The following is a 15,224-nucleotide window of genomic DNA, read 5'->3' as shown; positions in this document are numbered from 1 at the left end:
GCCAGGGCTGTAGATAAACCGGAAATCTTGGGCAAAGCCGGTATTCGGGCGGTGCGAAGTGACGGCGGTCACACGGTCGGAATGGCGCGTTCCACCGCCGCCTCGATCAGCCGCGCGGCCTCCGCGTCATCGAAGATCTCGGGCAGCGTGAGCCTTTCGACGATCAGCCAGTTCAAGGCCAGGTACAGCAGCAATACGGAGTCGGCATCGCCCGGCAGCCCGGAGTCCAGATGGTTGCGGACATTGAACTCGATGTCGGCGCGCACCCGCTCGGTGAGGATCGTCTGCAACTCCGGGCGGCGGGTGGCTTCCAAGCGCAATTCCAGCAGGGCGAGGTAGCCGGTCCGGAAACCCGTGATCCGGGCGACGGTCTCGGTCATCAGCTCGGCGATGGTCTGGCGGGTGCGCGGGCCGGTCGCGAGGTGATTCATCGTCTCGGCGCTGGGTTGCAGCCGTTCGTAGAAGCGGTGCCCCGCCTGCACGAAGAGTTCGTCCCGGTTCGGGAAGTAGTTCGAGGCCGTTCCCGCTGGTACGCCGGCCGCCTTGTCGACCGCGCGGAAGGTCAGTCCGCGGGCGCCGTCGCGGGCCAGGACCTCGATGGCCGCGTCGATCAGGGCATTGCGTCGTTCCGGATTCGTCCGAACCATTGACACCACTCCATCCGTAGTACTATGTTCGTAACCACTACGGACACAGTACTACGAATGAGGCGGTAAACCATGCGAAACCTCGTCTACTACGTGGCGGTCACCCTCGACGGCTTCATCGCAGGTCCGGATAACGAGGTCGACTTCTATCCGGTCGGTGACGACCTGTCGGCCTGGTTCACCGAGCGGATCCCGGAGGTCGTCCCGACCCACATCCGCGAACACGTGGGCCTGCCGGCCGATACCTCGAACCGGGAGTGGGACACGGTCCTCATGGGTCGGGCCACCTATGAGCCCGCGCTGGCCGCGGGCATCGCCAGCCCCTACGACCACATGAAGCAGTACGTCTTCTCCACGACCCTCGCGCCGGTCGACAACCCGCAGGTGGAAGTGGTCGCGGGCGATCCGGTGGAGCTGGTGCGCCGATTGAAGAAGGAGGAGGGGCTCGACATCTGGCTCTGCGGTGGCGCGCACCTGGCCGGACAACTGATCGATGAGGTCGACCGGCTCATCCTCAAGAGTTACCCGGTGATCGCCGGTGCGGGCATCCCGCTCTTCGCCGGCGGGTTCCATCCCACCCGGTTCGCCGTCACCGAGCGCCGGGAATTCGGCAATGGCACGCAGGTCACCTGGCTGGACCGGATGCGTCCGGAATAGCTACCGGATGGCTGAACTCGGCCGACGAGAGGTGGGGCGAAATCTCGTGCACCTCGGCCGGTAGTCTTGGGGCTCGGTAGCAGCAGTTTGTCGATCTTGGAGGATTTCCGCCGTGGCTCTCGTCGTCCAGAAATACGGAGGATCCTCGGTCGCCACCGCCGAGCGCATCCGGAGGGTCGCCGAGCGGATCGTCGAGACCAAGAAGCTGGGCCACGATGTGGTCGTGGTGTGCTCGGCCATGGGCGACACCACCGACGAACTCCTGGATCTGGCCCAGCAGGTCGCGCCCGCCGCGCCGGCCCGCGAGATGGACATGCTCCTCACGTCCGGTGAGCGCATCTCCAACGCGTTGGTGGCCATGGCCATCCACTCGCTCGGCGCCGAGGCCCGGTCCTTCACCGGCTCGCAGGCCGGTGTCATCACCACCGGCACGCACGGCAACGCCAAGATCATCGATGTGGCCCCGGGCCGGGTGCAGCAGGCGCTCGGCGAGGGCACCATCGTGCTGGTTGCGGGTTTCCAGGGCGTGTCCCAGGACAGCAAGGACGTGACCACGCTGGGTCGCGGTGGTTCCGACACCACCGCGGTCGCGCTGGCCGCCGCGCTCAATGCCGATGTGTGCGAGATCTACACCGATGTGGACGGCGTCTTCTCCGCCGACCCGCGCATCGTCACCGACGCCCAGAAGCTGGACTCCGTCTCCTATGAGGAGATGCTGGAGATGGCGGCCTGCGGCTCGAAAGTTCTGATGCTGCGTTGCGTCGAGTACGCGCGCCGCTACAACGTGCCCGTCCATGTGCGGTCCTCGTACACGGACAAGACGGGCACCATGATTACCGGATCGATGGAGGACATCCCCTTGGAGCAAGCAATCCTCACGGGCGTCGCGCACGACCGCAGCGAGGCCAAGGTGACCGTGGTCGGCATTCCGGACGAGCCGGGCTACGCCGCCAAGGTGTTCCGCGCGGTCGCCGATGCCGAGATCAATATCGACATGGTGCTGCAGAACATCTCCAAGGTGGAGACGGGTAAGACCGACATCACCTTCACCCTGCCCAAGCTGGAGGGCCCGCGCGCCGTCGAGCTGCTCACCAAGCGGCAGGGCGAGATCGGCTTCTCCCAGGTCGTGTACGACGACCACATCGGCAAGGTGTCGCTGGTCGGCGCGGGCATGAAGTCACATCCGGGCGTGACCGCCACCTTCTGCGAGTCGCTCGCGGACGCGGGCATCAATATCGACCTGATCTCCACCTCGGAGATCCGGATCTCGGTGCTGGTCAAGGACACCGACCTGGACGAGGCCGTGAAGGTGCTGCACTCGGCGTTCGATCTGGGCGGCGACGAGGTCGCCGTGGTGCACGGCGGAACGGGACGGTAGAGCCATGGGTGTGCGTGTAGGCGTCGTCGGCGCGACCGGTCAGGTCGGCGCGGTCATGCGAAAGCTGCTGGAGGAGCGCAACTTCCCGGCCGACGAGGTGCGCTTCTTCGCGTCCTCGCGCTCGGCGGGCAAGACGCTGCCGTTCCGCGGCAAGGACATCGTGGTCGAGGACACCGAGACCGCGGACCCGACCGGACTGGACATCGCGCTGTTCTCGGCCGGCGCCACCATGTCCCGGGTGCAGGCGCCGCGCTTCGCGGCCGCCGGTGTCACCGTGATCGACAACTCCTCGGCCTGGCGCAAGGATCCCGAGGTGCCGCTGGTGGTCTCCGAGGTGAACCCGGAGGCGACCCGCAACCTGGTCAAGGGCATCATCGCGAACCCGAACTGCACCACCATGGCCGCGATGCCGGTGCTCAAGGTACTGCACGACGAGGCCGGTCTGCAGCGGCTGATCGTGTCCAGCTACCAGGCGGTCTCGGGCTCCGGCCTGGCCGGTGTGGAGGAGCTGGCCTCGCAGGTGCGCGCGGTGATCGGCGATGCCGAGAAGCTGGTGCACGACGGCTCGGCCGTGGAATTCCCGGCGCCGAACAAGTACGTGGCCCCTATCGCCTTCGATGTGATTCCGCTCGCGGGCTCACTGGTGGACGACGGCAGCGGTGAGACCGACGAGGATCAGAAGCTGCGCAACGAGTCCCGCAAGATCCTGGGTCTGCCGGACCTGCTGGTGAGCGGCACCTGCGTGCGCGTGCCGGTGTTCACCGGGCACTCGCTGTCGATCAATGCCGAGTTCGCCCGGCCGATCTCGGTGGAGCGCGCTGAGGAATTGCTGGCCAAGGCGCCCGGTGTGCAGCTGACCGATGTGCCGACGCCGCTGGCCGCCGCCGGCAAGGACGAGTCGCTGGTGGGTCGTATTCGCCAGGATCCGGGTGCGCCGGATGGTCGCGGTCTGGCGCTGTTCATCTCGGGCGACAATCTGCGTAAGGGCGCCGCGCTGAACACCATTCAGATCGCGGAAGTTCTTTTGAACAACTGATCAGTTTCTCTGATCGGAACTAACCGTTACGGACCGTGCACGCAAAGTGCGCGGTCCGTTTTCGGATATGGTCAATCGGCCCAGAGTTCCGCGCACGGTAGTGGCGCGAGCCGATCGATAGGCATGCCGTCGATGGTGACTTCAATGCGATGCGGTCTCAAATGCGCTGCGAGACGTTCCGCAATTGCGCGCTCGGCGCGGTAATCCAAGATCATTCCGCCGGGAAACCGCAGGCGCACATGGACTTCGTCGGTTTTGGGGGCGGCCGTCATCGGGTGGGCGCCCGGTGGGTGACTGGTTGACCTTTCGCCGCGCGAGAGTTCCGGTTACCCTCGCGTTCGAGGCGAGCGGTGATCGATTGCACCGTCGCCCCGTCGGCAGTGGAGGAATACTTGGTGGCCGCTAGGGCGCACGCCGCGAACCACATTGCCGCGCCGCCGATTCCGGCTCCGAGTAGGAAGAAGAGAAGTTCGCCGGGCATGACCACCTCTTGTCGTCCGTTTGGTTCGACGGGTCCTCTTCAAACGTTAAACACAGAAAAATTGCGGTGCAATAAGAAAAATCCATGTTCCATACTGTGCGCCGTAAGCTCGCCCGGTCTGGAATCCTTGTCGGCAGATCCCCCCTCGGAAGGAATGGGCGGAAGGAGAAGGGCATGGTAGACATCGGCGAAACAAGCGGGCGGTGACGGCCGGGAAAGCCGATCAGGCAGAAGGAGTTTGACCCGGTGGCCGAAAGTACCCTTGGGGCACGGGTAGCGGAGTTGCGCCGGCGGCGGGGACTATCGCAGAAAGAGCTGGGCGCGGCGATTCGGCGCTCGGAAAGCTGGGTGTCGCAGGTCGAGCGAGACGTCCTGCCTGTTGAGCGACTGTCCGTTCTGCAAAGACTGGCGGACGTGCTCGGCGTGGCGGTACGCGATCTGCGTCCCGAAGCGGCCGAACCGGTGGCCGCCGACCGCGGTGACGGGCATCGGCCCGGCTCGGCGGTCTTCGAACAGCTGCGGCTGATGCTCACCGGACATCCCGCACTGGACCAGCTCCTCGGCGACGAGGCCGACCGCGTTCCCGAGCCGAACGCGGCGGACGCGAAACTCCCCGAGCTGCAACAGCGCGTGGACCTGGCCTGGCAGCTGGCACACGAATCCCGCTTGGTCGAGGTGGGCGGCAGCCTGCTGGAACTGATCCCGGACCTGGAACACGCCGCGCGAGCGAACACCCCGCGGCGGCCGGAAGTGCTGACCCAGCTCTCGCGCGCCTATCAGGTGGCCGCGACCGCGTTCACCCGTCAGGAGGAGGTCGACGCGGCGTGGGTCGCGGCCGATCGCGCCTTGTCCGCGGCCGAGGAATCCGGCGACCCGCTCAGCGTCGTGGCCGGAACCTACCGCATGGCACAGGCCTTCCTGCGCCTGCAACGACTGGAACAGGCCGAACGGGCGGCACGGGTGTCGGTGGCGGCGCTGGCCGCCCGCGCGGCGGCCGACCACCCGCGGCCGGAAGTGCTGTCGCTCTACGGATCTCTGCAGCTCATGCTGGCGGTGATCGCGGCGACCGACGGGAATCGCACCGCGGCCCGGGCCGGGCTGGCGGCGGCGCGCACCGCGGCCGATCGACTGGGCGAGGGCCGCAACGACTTCGACACCGAGTTCGGTCCGACCGGGGTCGCCGTGCACGCGGTGGCCGTGGCCGTCGAACTGGGTGACGCCGGCGAGGCGCTCGACACCGCGCGCACCGTCGACGCGTCGATCCTGTCGCCGGAACGGCAGGCCCGCTTCCTGGTCGACGTGGCTCGCGCGCACGCGCAGCGGCGGCAGGCGGCGGAAGCGTTGGAGGCGTTGCTCAATGCCGAGCGACTAACGCCCGAACTGGTCCACACCGATCATCGCGCCCGCGAGGTGGTGCGCGATCTGCTGCAGTTCGCCGGCCGCCGACCGGCCGACGAATTACGGGAGCTGGCGGGCCGGGCCGCGGTCACGCCCTAGGCGCTGTCGTCGGAGTCAGCGCACACCCGGGGTGCGCGGGTCGGGGCCGACGCACGCCAGCAGCAGGCAGCCCGGGGGCGCGTCACTGAACGGCGGGGCGAGCGGAAGGTTCAAGCAGGACAACACGGTACAGCCGGGATAGGCGTCCGCGCCGACGCCGAAGACCGCCAGCGCGATATCGGTGTCGAAGTAGGCGCGGTAGTCCACCCGCAGCGGCGTCTCCACGTACGGGCCCGGATCCGGCATCGGATGGTCGCGGAACCCGGACAGCAGGCGGCGGAAGAACTCGTGCGACGGCTCGTCGCTGTATTGCAGGAGGCCACCGGGGCCTTGACCGCTGTGCACGCCGAACGCGCCGGTCCACACCACCATCAGGTCCAGGTCGGGCACCACGAAGACGTTCTGCAGACCGAGGCCGGACATGGAATACGTGTCGGCGGGCAGGAATTCGGGATTCTCCGCGCAGCCCGGGCCGAGCCAGAACAGGTAGCCGTAGCAGCGGTTGGTGCCCGACGGCGTCACGGCCCGATCCAGGTAGGCCTCGGAGATGACGGCGCGGCCGTTCCAGCGGCCGTGCGCGGCGGCCAGCATGCCCAGCCGCGCCAGATCGGCGGGCGGGATGAACAGGTGCGCGTACCCGTAGGTGTGGCCGGAACGGTCCCGCGCCCAGTAGTAGTCGCCGCGCTCGATGCCCAAGGGGCCGAACAGTTCCCGCTGCGCGAAGTCCTGGAGCGGTTCGCCGGTGGCCAGTTCGATCACGTACGACAGCAGGTCCACATTGCGCTGGCTGTATTGGAAGGCGCTGCCCGGCGCGGTGTCGAAGGGCACGCCCAGGGCCTGGATCGCGCTGAACGGGTCGATGGGGACGACACCGGTGATGCCCTCGGTGGCCGCGCCGACCCGCAGGCCCGAGGTCTCCTGCAGCAGGTTCTCCACGGTGATGGCGCGGTGCCCGGCATCGCCGACGTCCGGCGGGAGGTAGTTGTCCAGGGTCGCGTCGATATCGAGTTTCCCGTGGTCCCAGGCGATTCCGGCGAGCAGGGAGACGACGCTCTTGGTGACGCTCCAGACGTTCCACGGGACGGGGTCGGTCTCGTTGTTCGAGGGGCCGGTGCCGATCAGGCAGTTGTGCCGAAAGACCTGGACGTTCAAGCGGTTTCGGGTGGCCGCGAAAGCGAGGGCATCGGCCAGCGGCCCCGGGTCGACCCCGGTGTCCTCGGGTGCGGCGCGCACGAAGTCGCGCCCCGTGGGTTGCGCGCAGTACGCGGGATCGGTGGCCGCTGTCGCGGCTCCTCCGCCGAGGATCACGCTGCCCGCCATCACTACCGTCGCCAACGTGCCGGCCATCCCCCTGCGCATGCGCCGCATGGTTCAGGCTAACCCGGAAAGTTGAAGCCGACGCCCAACAAGCGCCTCTCGGCGAGTGGTCGCTCGCAGCGACGAAGGGTGCGGCCCGGGGCTGTTCCGACGCCGGCGCTCCGCATCAACCAGGCTCCGCGCCGATCTATTCCGGCTGCGACACTGTGATCTGGGCGATGCCTCGAAACACCTATGGAGAGTCCGGGTTCAAAACCACGGGATGGCACGCCGGCATGATTTGGGTGACGTCTGTGCGGTGGTGACCGGTGTCACCCGGAGCGTTTAGCATTCGGCGAAGAACATCTGTACTTCTCTTGGGGGAGCTGTGACCGACGATCCGGTGATCGCCACTCTGCTGACCGTGCTCGACGCCAATCCCGAGCTGCTGCCGGTGCGGATCAGCGTGATCGAACTGCTGGCCGCCCGCGGCCGCCACGCGGAGGCGCTGACGCAGTGCGCCGCGGCGCTGGCCCAGGATCCGGTCAACGCGCAGGTGACGGCGCTGCTGCAACGCTGCACCGCAGCGCTGGCGGGCGGCGAGGCCGGTGAATCGGCCGCGGTCGCACCGGTTTCCGCGACCTCGCCCGCGATCGGGTCCGAGGCCGCCGTTTCCGGCTACGACTGGGACGCCGCCGAGGAGCAGGTGGGCGACATCATCCAGCCCGCCTTCGTGAACGAGCGGTCCGAACCGTACGCCGAGGGCGATGTCGGCCTGTTCGAGCGCCCCAAGCTGACCCTCGCCGATGTCGGTGGCATGGAGCATGTCAAGCAGCAGCTGGAGTTGTCGCTGCTGGGCCCGGTCCGAAACCCGGAGCTGGCCAAGGCCTTCGGCACCAGCGCCCGCGGCGGTCTGCTGCTCTACGGTCCGCCCGGTTGCGGCAAGACGTTCGTGGCGTCGGCGGTGGCGGGTGAGCTGGGCGCGAACTTCTACGCCATCGAGATCGCCGACATCCTGAACTGGTACACCGGCCGCAGCGAGTACAACCTCAAACAGGTTTTCCGCACCGCCCGCCGCAAGGCCCCCTGTGTTCTGTTCTTCGACGAGATCGACGCCCTCGGCCACAAGCGCAGCCACCTCTCCGGCTCCAGTTCCCTGCGCTCCACCGTCAATCAGCTGCTCACCGAGATGGATTCGATGACCAGCGACAACGAGGGCGTCTACATCATCGGCGCCACCAACCACCCCTGGGACGTCGATGTCGCCCTGCGCCGCCCCGGCCGCTTCGACCGCATGGTCCTGGTCGCCCTCCCCGACCCGGAGGCCCGAGTCTCGATCCTGCGCCACCACCTGAAGGACCGCCCCGTCGAAGGCATCGATCTCACCGCCGTCGCCGCCCGCACCGAGAACTACTCCGGCGCCGATCTGGCCCAAATCTGCAAGTCCGCAACCCAACTCGCCATGGCCGACTCCATCCGCACCGGCACCGTCCGCCCCGTCCGCATGGACGACCTCGCCGCCGCCCTCACCCAAACTCGCCCCAGCACCGGCGCCTGGTTCGAATCCGCCCGCAACGTCGTCGAATTCGCCAACAACGACGGCAGCTACGACGAACTCGCCGCCTATATGCGCACTCGCGACAACCGCTGATCCCGGATCGCCGATCGGATGAGCGAGAAGATCGAGAAGGCCAGGGTGCTGGCGGATCTCGGGCGGTTCGAGGCGGCCCGGGAGATGTTGGGGGAGGTGCTGGCGGGGGATCCGGAGGATCCCGAGGCGTTGGCGGATATGGCCAATCTGGCCTATCGGGCGGGGGAGTACGAGCGGGCGCTGGAGTTCGCGGGGACCGCGATGCGGGTGGTGCCGGACGAGCCGTTCGTGTGGCGGGTGCGGGCGCTGGCGGAATTGCAGTTGAGCCGGGGCGCGGCCGGGGGCGAGGGGGCGCAGCGGCGGGTGCGGGCGCTGGCGGCGGCTCGGCGGGCTGTCGAACTCGAGCCGGACGAGGCGGTGAACTTCCGCATTCTGGCTGCCACGCAACGGGATACCGATCCGGCGGCGGCGCTCGAGAATCTGGAGCTGGCGCTCGAGCTGGAACCGGATGACCCGCACACGCATCTGCTGCGCGGGCTGACCCTGCGGCGGAACGTGCACGGGCCCGATGCGCAGGCGCAGGCGGAGGCCGCGTTCCGGGAGGTGCTGCGGCTCGAGCCGGACCATGCGGAAGCGCTGTACGAACTCGCATTGCTCGCGGTGGATCGAGGGGAAAACCAGGCGGGCGCGGAGCAATTGCGGCGGGTCGCGCAGTTGGATCCGGCGTACGGCGGTGTGGTGCGGGAGCAGCTGGCGTGGCTGGCCGCGCAGGACGAGGTGCGCGCGTGGGCGGTCCGGGAGGCCGCGGCCGGGGGCGCGTCCCGTCGTCCGTCCGGCACGCGGAAAGCCGCTGTCCAGGTACCGGTTTCGCGGCCGCGGTCCGACGGCAGCCGGTTCGGGCGGTGGGCGGCGGCGGTCGGGGTGCTGCTGGTGATCCGGGTGGTGATCGCCGCGCTGGGTTCGGATCATGACTCCGCGCCGACCACGACCCACTACACGCCGCCGCGCTACAACGCGCCGCCGACATTCCCGTCCTACCTGCGGCAATACCCGCTCACGGTGCCGCCGATGCCCACCTGGCCCGGCGATTTCCCGACCTATCGGATGTCGCCGCCGCGGTAGTCCCGGACTGTATACACCTTTGTTTACGCCCGCTTTTCTTGACTAGTTCCAGAAAACCGAGCACGCTCGGCGACATGACCAAGGCGACCACCACCAACTCCGGCGCCCCGGTGCCCAGCGACAACGAATCGCTCACCGCGGGCGCCCAGGGCCCGATCCTGCTGCACGATCACTACCTGATCGAGAAGCTCGCGCACTTCAACCGGGAACGCGTCCCGGAGCGCGTGGTGCACGCCAAGGGCGCGGGCGCGTTCGGCGAACTGGTGGTCACCGGCGACGTCAGCCGCTACACCAAGGCCGCGCTGTTCCAGCCGGGCACCCGCACCGAATCGCTGGTCCGGTTCTCCACCGTCGCCGGTGAACAGGGCAGCCCCGACACCTGGCGCGACCCGCGCGGTTTCGCGGTGAAGTTCTACACCACCGAGGGCAACTACGACATCGTCGGCAACAACACCCCGGTCTTCTTCATCAAGGACCCGATCAAGTTCCCCGACTTCATCCACTCGCAGAAGCGCCTGCCCGGCTCCGGCCTGCGCGACGCGACCATGCAGTGGGACTTCTGGACCCTGCGTCCCGAGACCGCCCACCAGGTCACCTGGCTCATGGGCGACCGCGGCATCCCCGCCACCCTGCGCCACATGGATGGCTTCGGCTCGCACACCTACCAGTGGATCAACGAAGCGGGCGAACGCTTCTGGGTGAAGTACCACTTCAAGACCGACCAGGGCATCAAGACCCTCACCCAGGCCGAGGCCGACGAACTCGCCGGCAAGGACGCCGACTACCACCGGCGCGACCTGTACGAGGCCATCGAGCGCGGCGACTACCCGAGCTGGACGCTGAAGGTCCAGATCATGCCGGTCGCCGAGGCGGAGAACTACCGCTTCAACCCGTTCGACCTGACCAAAGTCTGGTCGCAGCAGGACTACCCGCTCATCGAGGTCGGCCGCTGGACCCTGAACCGCAACCCCGCGAACTACTTCGTGGACATCGAGCAGGCCGCCTTCGCGCCCTCGAACGTGGTGCCCGGCATCGCCTTCTCGCCCGACAAGATGCTGCTGGGCCGCGTCTTCGCCTACGCCGACGCGCACCGCTACCGGATCGGCGCCAACCACGCGCAGCTGCCGCCGAACCGCGCCAAGGCCGCCCCGGTGAACTCCTACTCGCAGGACGGCGCCATGCGCTCCGGCCATAACGCGCCGACCGTTCCGGTGTACGCGCCCAACTCCTTCGGCGGCGCGCACGCCGACCCGGCCCGCGCCATCGATGACGGCGCGTGGGCGTTCGACCCGACCATGATCCGCGCCGGGTACGTCACCCACCGCGAGGACAACGACTTCGCGCAGGCGGGCACCCTGGTGCGTGAGGTCATGGACGACGCGCAGCGGGATCGCCTGGTGAGCAATGTGGCCGGGCACATCCTGGGCGGTGTGCGCGAGCCGATCCTGAGCCGCGTGTTCGACTACTGGAAGAGCGTGGACGCCGACCTCGGCAAGCGCATCGAAGTGGCTGTCCGCGAACGGCTCTGACCAACTCTCGGGACTCTCGGGGGGTTTCACCCCCCCCTGAACCCCCGATCGAGGCCCGCGTCGCCTTTGGTGACGCGGGCCTTCAGGTGTTCCCGGCCAGAATCGAATCGGTGAGCCGTTCGGCCACGGCGGCATCGAGGGGTGCGTGGCCGAGCAGGAAGCGATACCAGAACACGCCGTAGAACTGGTCGACCATGAGATCGAGATCGGTGTCACCGGCCAGTTCGCCGCGTTCGCGCCCCCGCTCCAGGACCTCCCGGACGGCCCGACGCCGTTGCGCCGTAAAGGTTTCCAGCAATTCGGCCAGGTGCGGGTCCTGCGCCGCCTCGCGAACCAGGGTGCGCAGGGCGGGCGCGGTCGAATCGCTCTGCGCGCCACGGAAGGTCGCGTCGATGATCGCGAGCAGGTCGGCGCGCACCGTACCGGTGTCGGGCGTCGGCACGTGCAGGGCCGATCGTTCGGTGAGCGCGTCCAGCAGCAGCGCGCCTTTGGAGGGCCACCAGCGGTAGACGGTCTGCTTCCCGACTCCGGCCGCCCGCGCGATGGCGTCGATCGTGACTGGCGCGCCCCCGGATTCGCCGAGCAGCCGCAGCGCCGTATCGAGGATGGCCTGGTGGGTGGCCTCGTTGCGGCGGCGGCCGGTATGGGGTCGCTGCGGATCGGTCTGCGGCCCTGTGGTTTTCATCGGCTTCCTCCTGTGGCGCAGCTCACCGTTCTGTCGAGACTAAAAGTCTCGGTTTCGCTGTTGTCGAGACTATCAGTTCCAACAAACTGGAGGTTCCGGCAATGACCACAACACAGCGCGTCGTCATCATGGGCGGCAGTTCCGGCATCGGCGAGGCCACCGCCGCCGTCTTCGCGGCCGCGGGCGCGGAGGTCGTCATCACCGGTCGCGACCGGGGCAAGCTGGACGCGGCAGTGGCCCGCATCGGCGGCGCCACCACCGGACACGCCGTGGACGCCACCGACCAGGCCGCGGTCGACGCCTTCTTCGCCGGGCTGGGAACCCTTGACCACCTGGTCATCTCGGTGAGCGGTTCGGCCGGCAGCGGCCCGTTCGCCGAACTCGGCCTGGATCAGCTGGCCGCCGGTTTCGACGGCAAGTTCTGGCCGCAGGTCCGCATCCTGAAAGCCGCGCTGCCGCACCTGGATTCGCACGGTTCGGTGACCTTGGTGACCGCCGCCTCGGCTCGGTCGGCCTTCCCCGGCACGGCGGGTCTGGCCGCCATCAATGGCGCGCTCAATGCCATGGTCGCGCCGCTGGCGGTCGAGCTCGCCCCGCGGCGGATCAACGCGGTCGCCCCGGGTGTCATCGATACGCCTTGGTGGGACCGGGTTCCCGAGGCGCAGCGCACCGCTCTGTTCGACGGTTTGGTCGCCACCACCCCGGTGGGCCGGGTCGGGCGCCCGGAGGATGTCGCGGCCGCCATTCACCTGCTGGCGGTGAACGGCTTCACCACCGGCGTCGTCCTCGATGTCAACGGGGGGACCGGTCTGGCGACCGGTCGCTGAATCCGCCGTCGCGGCGGGCTATTTCCCGGCCGCACGGTCGCGGCGCAGTTCCAGGCCGTCCAGGATGAGACTGAGTTCGGACTCGAAGAAGTCCTCGCGGGTCTGGGCGATGTCGATATCGCCCAGGCTGCGATGTCGCTTGGTGATGTGCGGATATCCCCGCGTCGCCTTCCCGGCCATCACCATCATCTTCGCGAACCACTCCTGTTCGGTCTGGCCGCTGCGTGCGACGGTGGTGACCATGGCGGTCTCGCCGCCGGTGGTGCCGATCACGTAGGACCAGATGGCATTGGAGCCGCGGTCGGCGGCGTAGTCGTCGAACCCGGCCGCCTCGAGCAGGGCGAGCATGCCCTCGGACAGGCGCAGCAGGTTCGGGCCGAGATAGGCGAGTCCGGCGCCGGTCATGGCGATGCTGATCCAGGGGTGTCGCAGAATGGTGGCTCGCAGTTCGCGGCCGACCGCCAGTAGATCGGCGCGCCACTGCTCGGGGGCGAGGGGCGGCATCCGGACCTCGCCGAAGGCCTCGTCGATGGCGAGCTCGAGGATCTCGTCCTTGTTGGTGACGTGGGTGTAGAGCGAGGTGGCGCCCGCGTTGAGCCGGCTGCCGAGGCGGCGCATGCTGAGCGCGTCGTAGCCCTCGGTATCGAGCAGGGCGAGCGCCTCGGTGACGATCTGTTCTCGGCTCAGTGCGGGCTGATCCTTGCGCTGTCGTTCCGGTCGGGTCCACACCGACGAGAACTCCTGTGCCTTGGCCGCCATGGCTCTTCCTCCTTTGTCTGCCGAACAGCATAACCCCAGCTAGAACGCCGTTCGCACCGCCGTACAGCGTTCCCTCTTGCGAACAGTGTACGGAGACCGTACGGTGTTCGACAACGCCGCACAGTGTGCGGAACCGCTTCTCGAAGGGGACATGACAATGACTGCGAAAGACCTGGCCGAGGCGTTGACCGCGCCGGTCGCCCAACGCGACCCACGGCGCTGGCTGATCCTGGTGGTGCTCTGCCTGAGCTCCCTGGTGCTGGTGATCGACAATATGGTGCTCACCGTCGCCCTGCCCCAGATCGCCACCGACCTGCACGCCGGCCCGCAGGCGCTGCAGTGGGTGATCGACTCCTACATCCTGGTCTTCGCGGGCCTGTTGCTCACCACGGGCAGCCTCTCCGACCGCTTCGGCCGCCGGCTCGTGATGGTCTTGGGCCTGGCGCTCTTCGGCGCGGCCTCGCTGCTGGCCGCCTACGCCACCAGCCCCGAGATGCTGATCGGCGGCCGGGTGATCATGGGCATCGGCGGCGCGCTCATCATGCCGAGCACCCTGTCCATCCTGATCACCGTGTTCGACGAGCAGGAGCGTCCGAAGGCGATCGCCGCCTGGAGCGGTGTCGCCATGATCGGCATGGTCGGCGGCCCGGTGCTGGGCGGCCTCATGCTCGAACACGTGTGGTGGGGCGCGGTCTTCCTGCTGAACGTGCCGATCGCGGCGGTGGCCATCCTGGCGGCCATGACCCTGATGCCGGAGTCCAAGGGCCCGGCCCGCCCGACCGATCTGCCGGGCATGGCGCTGTCCATCGTCGGCACCGTGGCGCTGGTGTGGGGCATCATCGAGTTCCCGACCAAGGGCCTTGCCGGAACCTGGGTTTCGCTGCTGGTCGCCGCGCTCTTCCTGGTGGCCTTCCTGATTCGCGAACTGAAGGCCGAGCACCCGATGGTGCCGCTGCAGCTGTTCCGCAACCGCGTCTTCACCGGGTCCAGCTTCTCGCTGGTGCTGGTCACCTTCGCCAATGCCGGTCTGCTCCTGCTGCTGACCCAGTACCTGCAGTTCGTGCTCGGCTACACGCCGATGAAGACCGCGCTGGCCTTCACCCCGCTGGCCTTCGCCGCCCTGGTGGCGCAGGGTGTGGGCGCGGGTCTGGTGCGGAAGCTGGGCGTCCGCCCGCTGACTCTGCTCGGCATGCTGGTGCTGGCCGCCGGTTCGGGCGCCCTGGCCGCGCTCGACACCGACTCGGGCTTCTGGGCCGCGGCCCTGGCCATGGCGCTGGTCGGCGCGGGCGCCGGTCTGGCCATGCCCGCCGCGATCGGCGCGCTGATGGGGGCCATTCCGCCGGAGCAGGCCGGTGTCGGTTCAGCCCTGAACGACACCATCCAGCAGACCGGTGGCGCGCTGGGCGTAGCCGTGCTGGGCGCGATCCTGGCCGGAACCTACACCGACGGAATGCCTTCCGATGCCCCGGCGGCGGCCCGCGACAGCATCGCCGGAGCCTTCGCCACCGGTGACGCGACACTGCTGAACGCGGCTCGCGACGCCTTCACCCACGCCATGTCGACCACCTTCCTGGCGGGCGGCGCGGCGGTGCTGGCCGCCACGGTGATCGCCTTCTTCCTGATGAAGGGCGCGAAGGCGGCAGCGCCGGAAGGACTTCCGGAGGAGGCGGCCGAGCCGGAGTTGGCCGAGGCCCGCTAGCCGATGCCCGAAAACGATTC

The 15,224-nt window shown here is 68.4% G+C and carries 14 protein-coding genes; 9 read left to right on the top strand and 5 right to left on the bottom strand.

Annotation, left to right across the window (positions count from 1 at the left end; genetic code table 11):
- Window positions 1-68: 68 nt before the first annotated feature.
- On the bottom strand, window positions 69-647 hold the full coding sequence (locus tag ACFV4K_RS09380; protein ID WP_379273445.1) for a TetR/AcrR family transcriptional regulator: 579 nt from the start codon (window positions 645-647) through the stop codon (window positions 69-71).
- 72 nt (window positions 648-719) lie between these two features.
- On the opposite strand from ACFV4K_RS09380, the gene ACFV4K_RS09375 reads away from it, so the two are divergent.
- From ACFV4K_RS09375 to ACFV4K_RS09365, 3 genes are all read left to right on the top strand, one after another.
- Complete coding sequence (locus ACFV4K_RS09375; protein WP_379273443.1) at window positions 720-1,304, top strand: dihydrofolate reductase family protein; 585 nt, start codon at window positions 720-722, stop codon at window positions 1,302-1,304.
- A 112-nt stretch (window positions 1,305-1,416) separates the two neighbouring features.
- Complete coding sequence (locus ACFV4K_RS09370) at window positions 1,417-2,682, top strand: aspartate kinase (protein WP_357275449.1); 1,266 nt, start codon at window positions 1,417-1,419, stop codon at window positions 2,680-2,682.
- A gap of 4 nt (window positions 2,683-2,686) precedes the next feature.
- Complete coding sequence (locus tag ACFV4K_RS09365) at window positions 2,687-3,718, top strand: aspartate-semialdehyde dehydrogenase (protein ID WP_379273441.1); 1,032 nt, start codon at window positions 2,687-2,689, stop codon at window positions 3,716-3,718.
- A 71-nt stretch (window positions 3,719-3,789) separates the two neighbouring features.
- Here ACFV4K_RS09365 and ACFV4K_RS09360 read toward each other — a convergent pair whose 3' ends face one another.
- Window positions 3,790-3,990 carry a hypothetical protein gene (locus ACFV4K_RS09360; protein WP_357087801.1) on the bottom strand — a complete coding sequence of 67 codons (201 nt, stop codon included), beginning with the start codon at window positions 3,988-3,990 and terminating at the stop codon, window positions 3,790-3,792.
- A 455-nt stretch (window positions 3,991-4,445) separates the two neighbouring features.
- Between ACFV4K_RS09360 and ACFV4K_RS09355 the strand changes: the two genes are divergently transcribed.
- Window positions 4,446-5,696: a helix-turn-helix domain-containing protein gene (locus ACFV4K_RS09355; protein WP_379273439.1), complete on the top strand. Its 1,251-nt coding sequence runs from the start codon at window positions 4,446-4,448 to the stop codon at window positions 5,694-5,696.
- 15 nt (window positions 5,697-5,711) lie between these two features.
- Here ACFV4K_RS09355 and ACFV4K_RS09350 read toward each other — a convergent pair whose 3' ends face one another.
- Window positions 5,712-7,055 (bottom strand): serine hydrolase domain-containing protein, encoded by a 1,344-nt coding sequence (locus ACFV4K_RS09350; protein ID WP_379273437.1) that lies wholly within the window; start codon window positions 7,053-7,055, stop codon window positions 5,712-5,714.
- Window positions 7,056-7,380: 325 nt separating this feature from the next.
- Between ACFV4K_RS09350 and ACFV4K_RS09345 the strand changes: the two genes are divergently transcribed.
- From ACFV4K_RS09345 to ACFV4K_RS09335, 3 genes are all read left to right on the top strand, one after another.
- Complete coding sequence (locus ACFV4K_RS09345; RefSeq protein ID WP_379273435.1) at window positions 7,381-8,643, top strand: AAA family ATPase; 1,263 nt, start codon at window positions 7,381-7,383, stop codon at window positions 8,641-8,643.
- An 18-nt stretch (window positions 8,644-8,661) separates the two neighbouring features.
- Window positions 8,662-9,705, top strand: coding sequence for a tetratricopeptide repeat protein (locus tag ACFV4K_RS09340; RefSeq protein WP_379273433.1), 1,044 nt, complete (start codon window positions 8,662-8,664; stop codon window positions 9,703-9,705).
- A 74-nt stretch (window positions 9,706-9,779) separates the two neighbouring features.
- On the top strand, window positions 9,780-11,234 hold the full coding sequence (locus tag ACFV4K_RS09335; protein ID WP_379273432.1) for a catalase: 1,455 nt from the start codon (window positions 9,780-9,782) through the stop codon (window positions 11,232-11,234).
- 82 nt (window positions 11,235-11,316) lie between these two features.
- Here ACFV4K_RS09335 and ACFV4K_RS09330 read toward each other — a convergent pair whose 3' ends face one another.
- Window positions 11,317-11,919: a TetR/AcrR family transcriptional regulator gene (locus tag ACFV4K_RS09330; RefSeq protein ID WP_379273430.1), complete on the bottom strand. Its 603-nt coding sequence runs from the start codon at window positions 11,917-11,919 to the stop codon at window positions 11,317-11,319.
- A 101-nt stretch (window positions 11,920-12,020) separates the two neighbouring features.
- Here ACFV4K_RS09330 and ACFV4K_RS09325 point away from each other — a divergent pair, with 101 nt between their 5' ends.
- A complete protein-coding gene (locus ACFV4K_RS09325) occupies window positions 12,021-12,746 on the top strand; it encodes an SDR family oxidoreductase (protein ID WP_379273428.1) in 726 nt (241 codons plus the stop codon).
- Window positions 12,747-12,764: 18 nt separating this feature from the next.
- On the opposite strand, the gene ACFV4K_RS09320 is transcribed toward ACFV4K_RS09325, so the two are convergent.
- A complete protein-coding gene (locus ACFV4K_RS09320) occupies window positions 12,765-13,505 on the bottom strand; it encodes a TetR/AcrR family transcriptional regulator C-terminal domain-containing protein (protein WP_379273426.1) in 741 nt (246 codons plus the stop codon).
- Between the two features lie 157 nt (window positions 13,506-13,662).
- Between ACFV4K_RS09320 and ACFV4K_RS09315 the strand changes: the two genes are divergently transcribed.
- Entirely contained in the window at window positions 13,663-15,204 is a 1,542-nt protein-coding gene (locus ACFV4K_RS09315; protein ID WP_379273424.1) for an MFS transporter, read from the top strand.
- Window positions 15,205-15,224: the final 20 nt, after the last annotated feature.

It is taken from the genome of Nocardia sp. NPDC059764 (genome assembly GCF_042732555.1).
GTDB lineage: Bacteria > Actinomycetota > Actinomycetes > Mycobacteriales > Mycobacteriaceae > Nocardia.
Note: the sequence above shows the minus strand (reverse complement) of the source record. Positions and strands in the feature narration are given on the sequence as shown.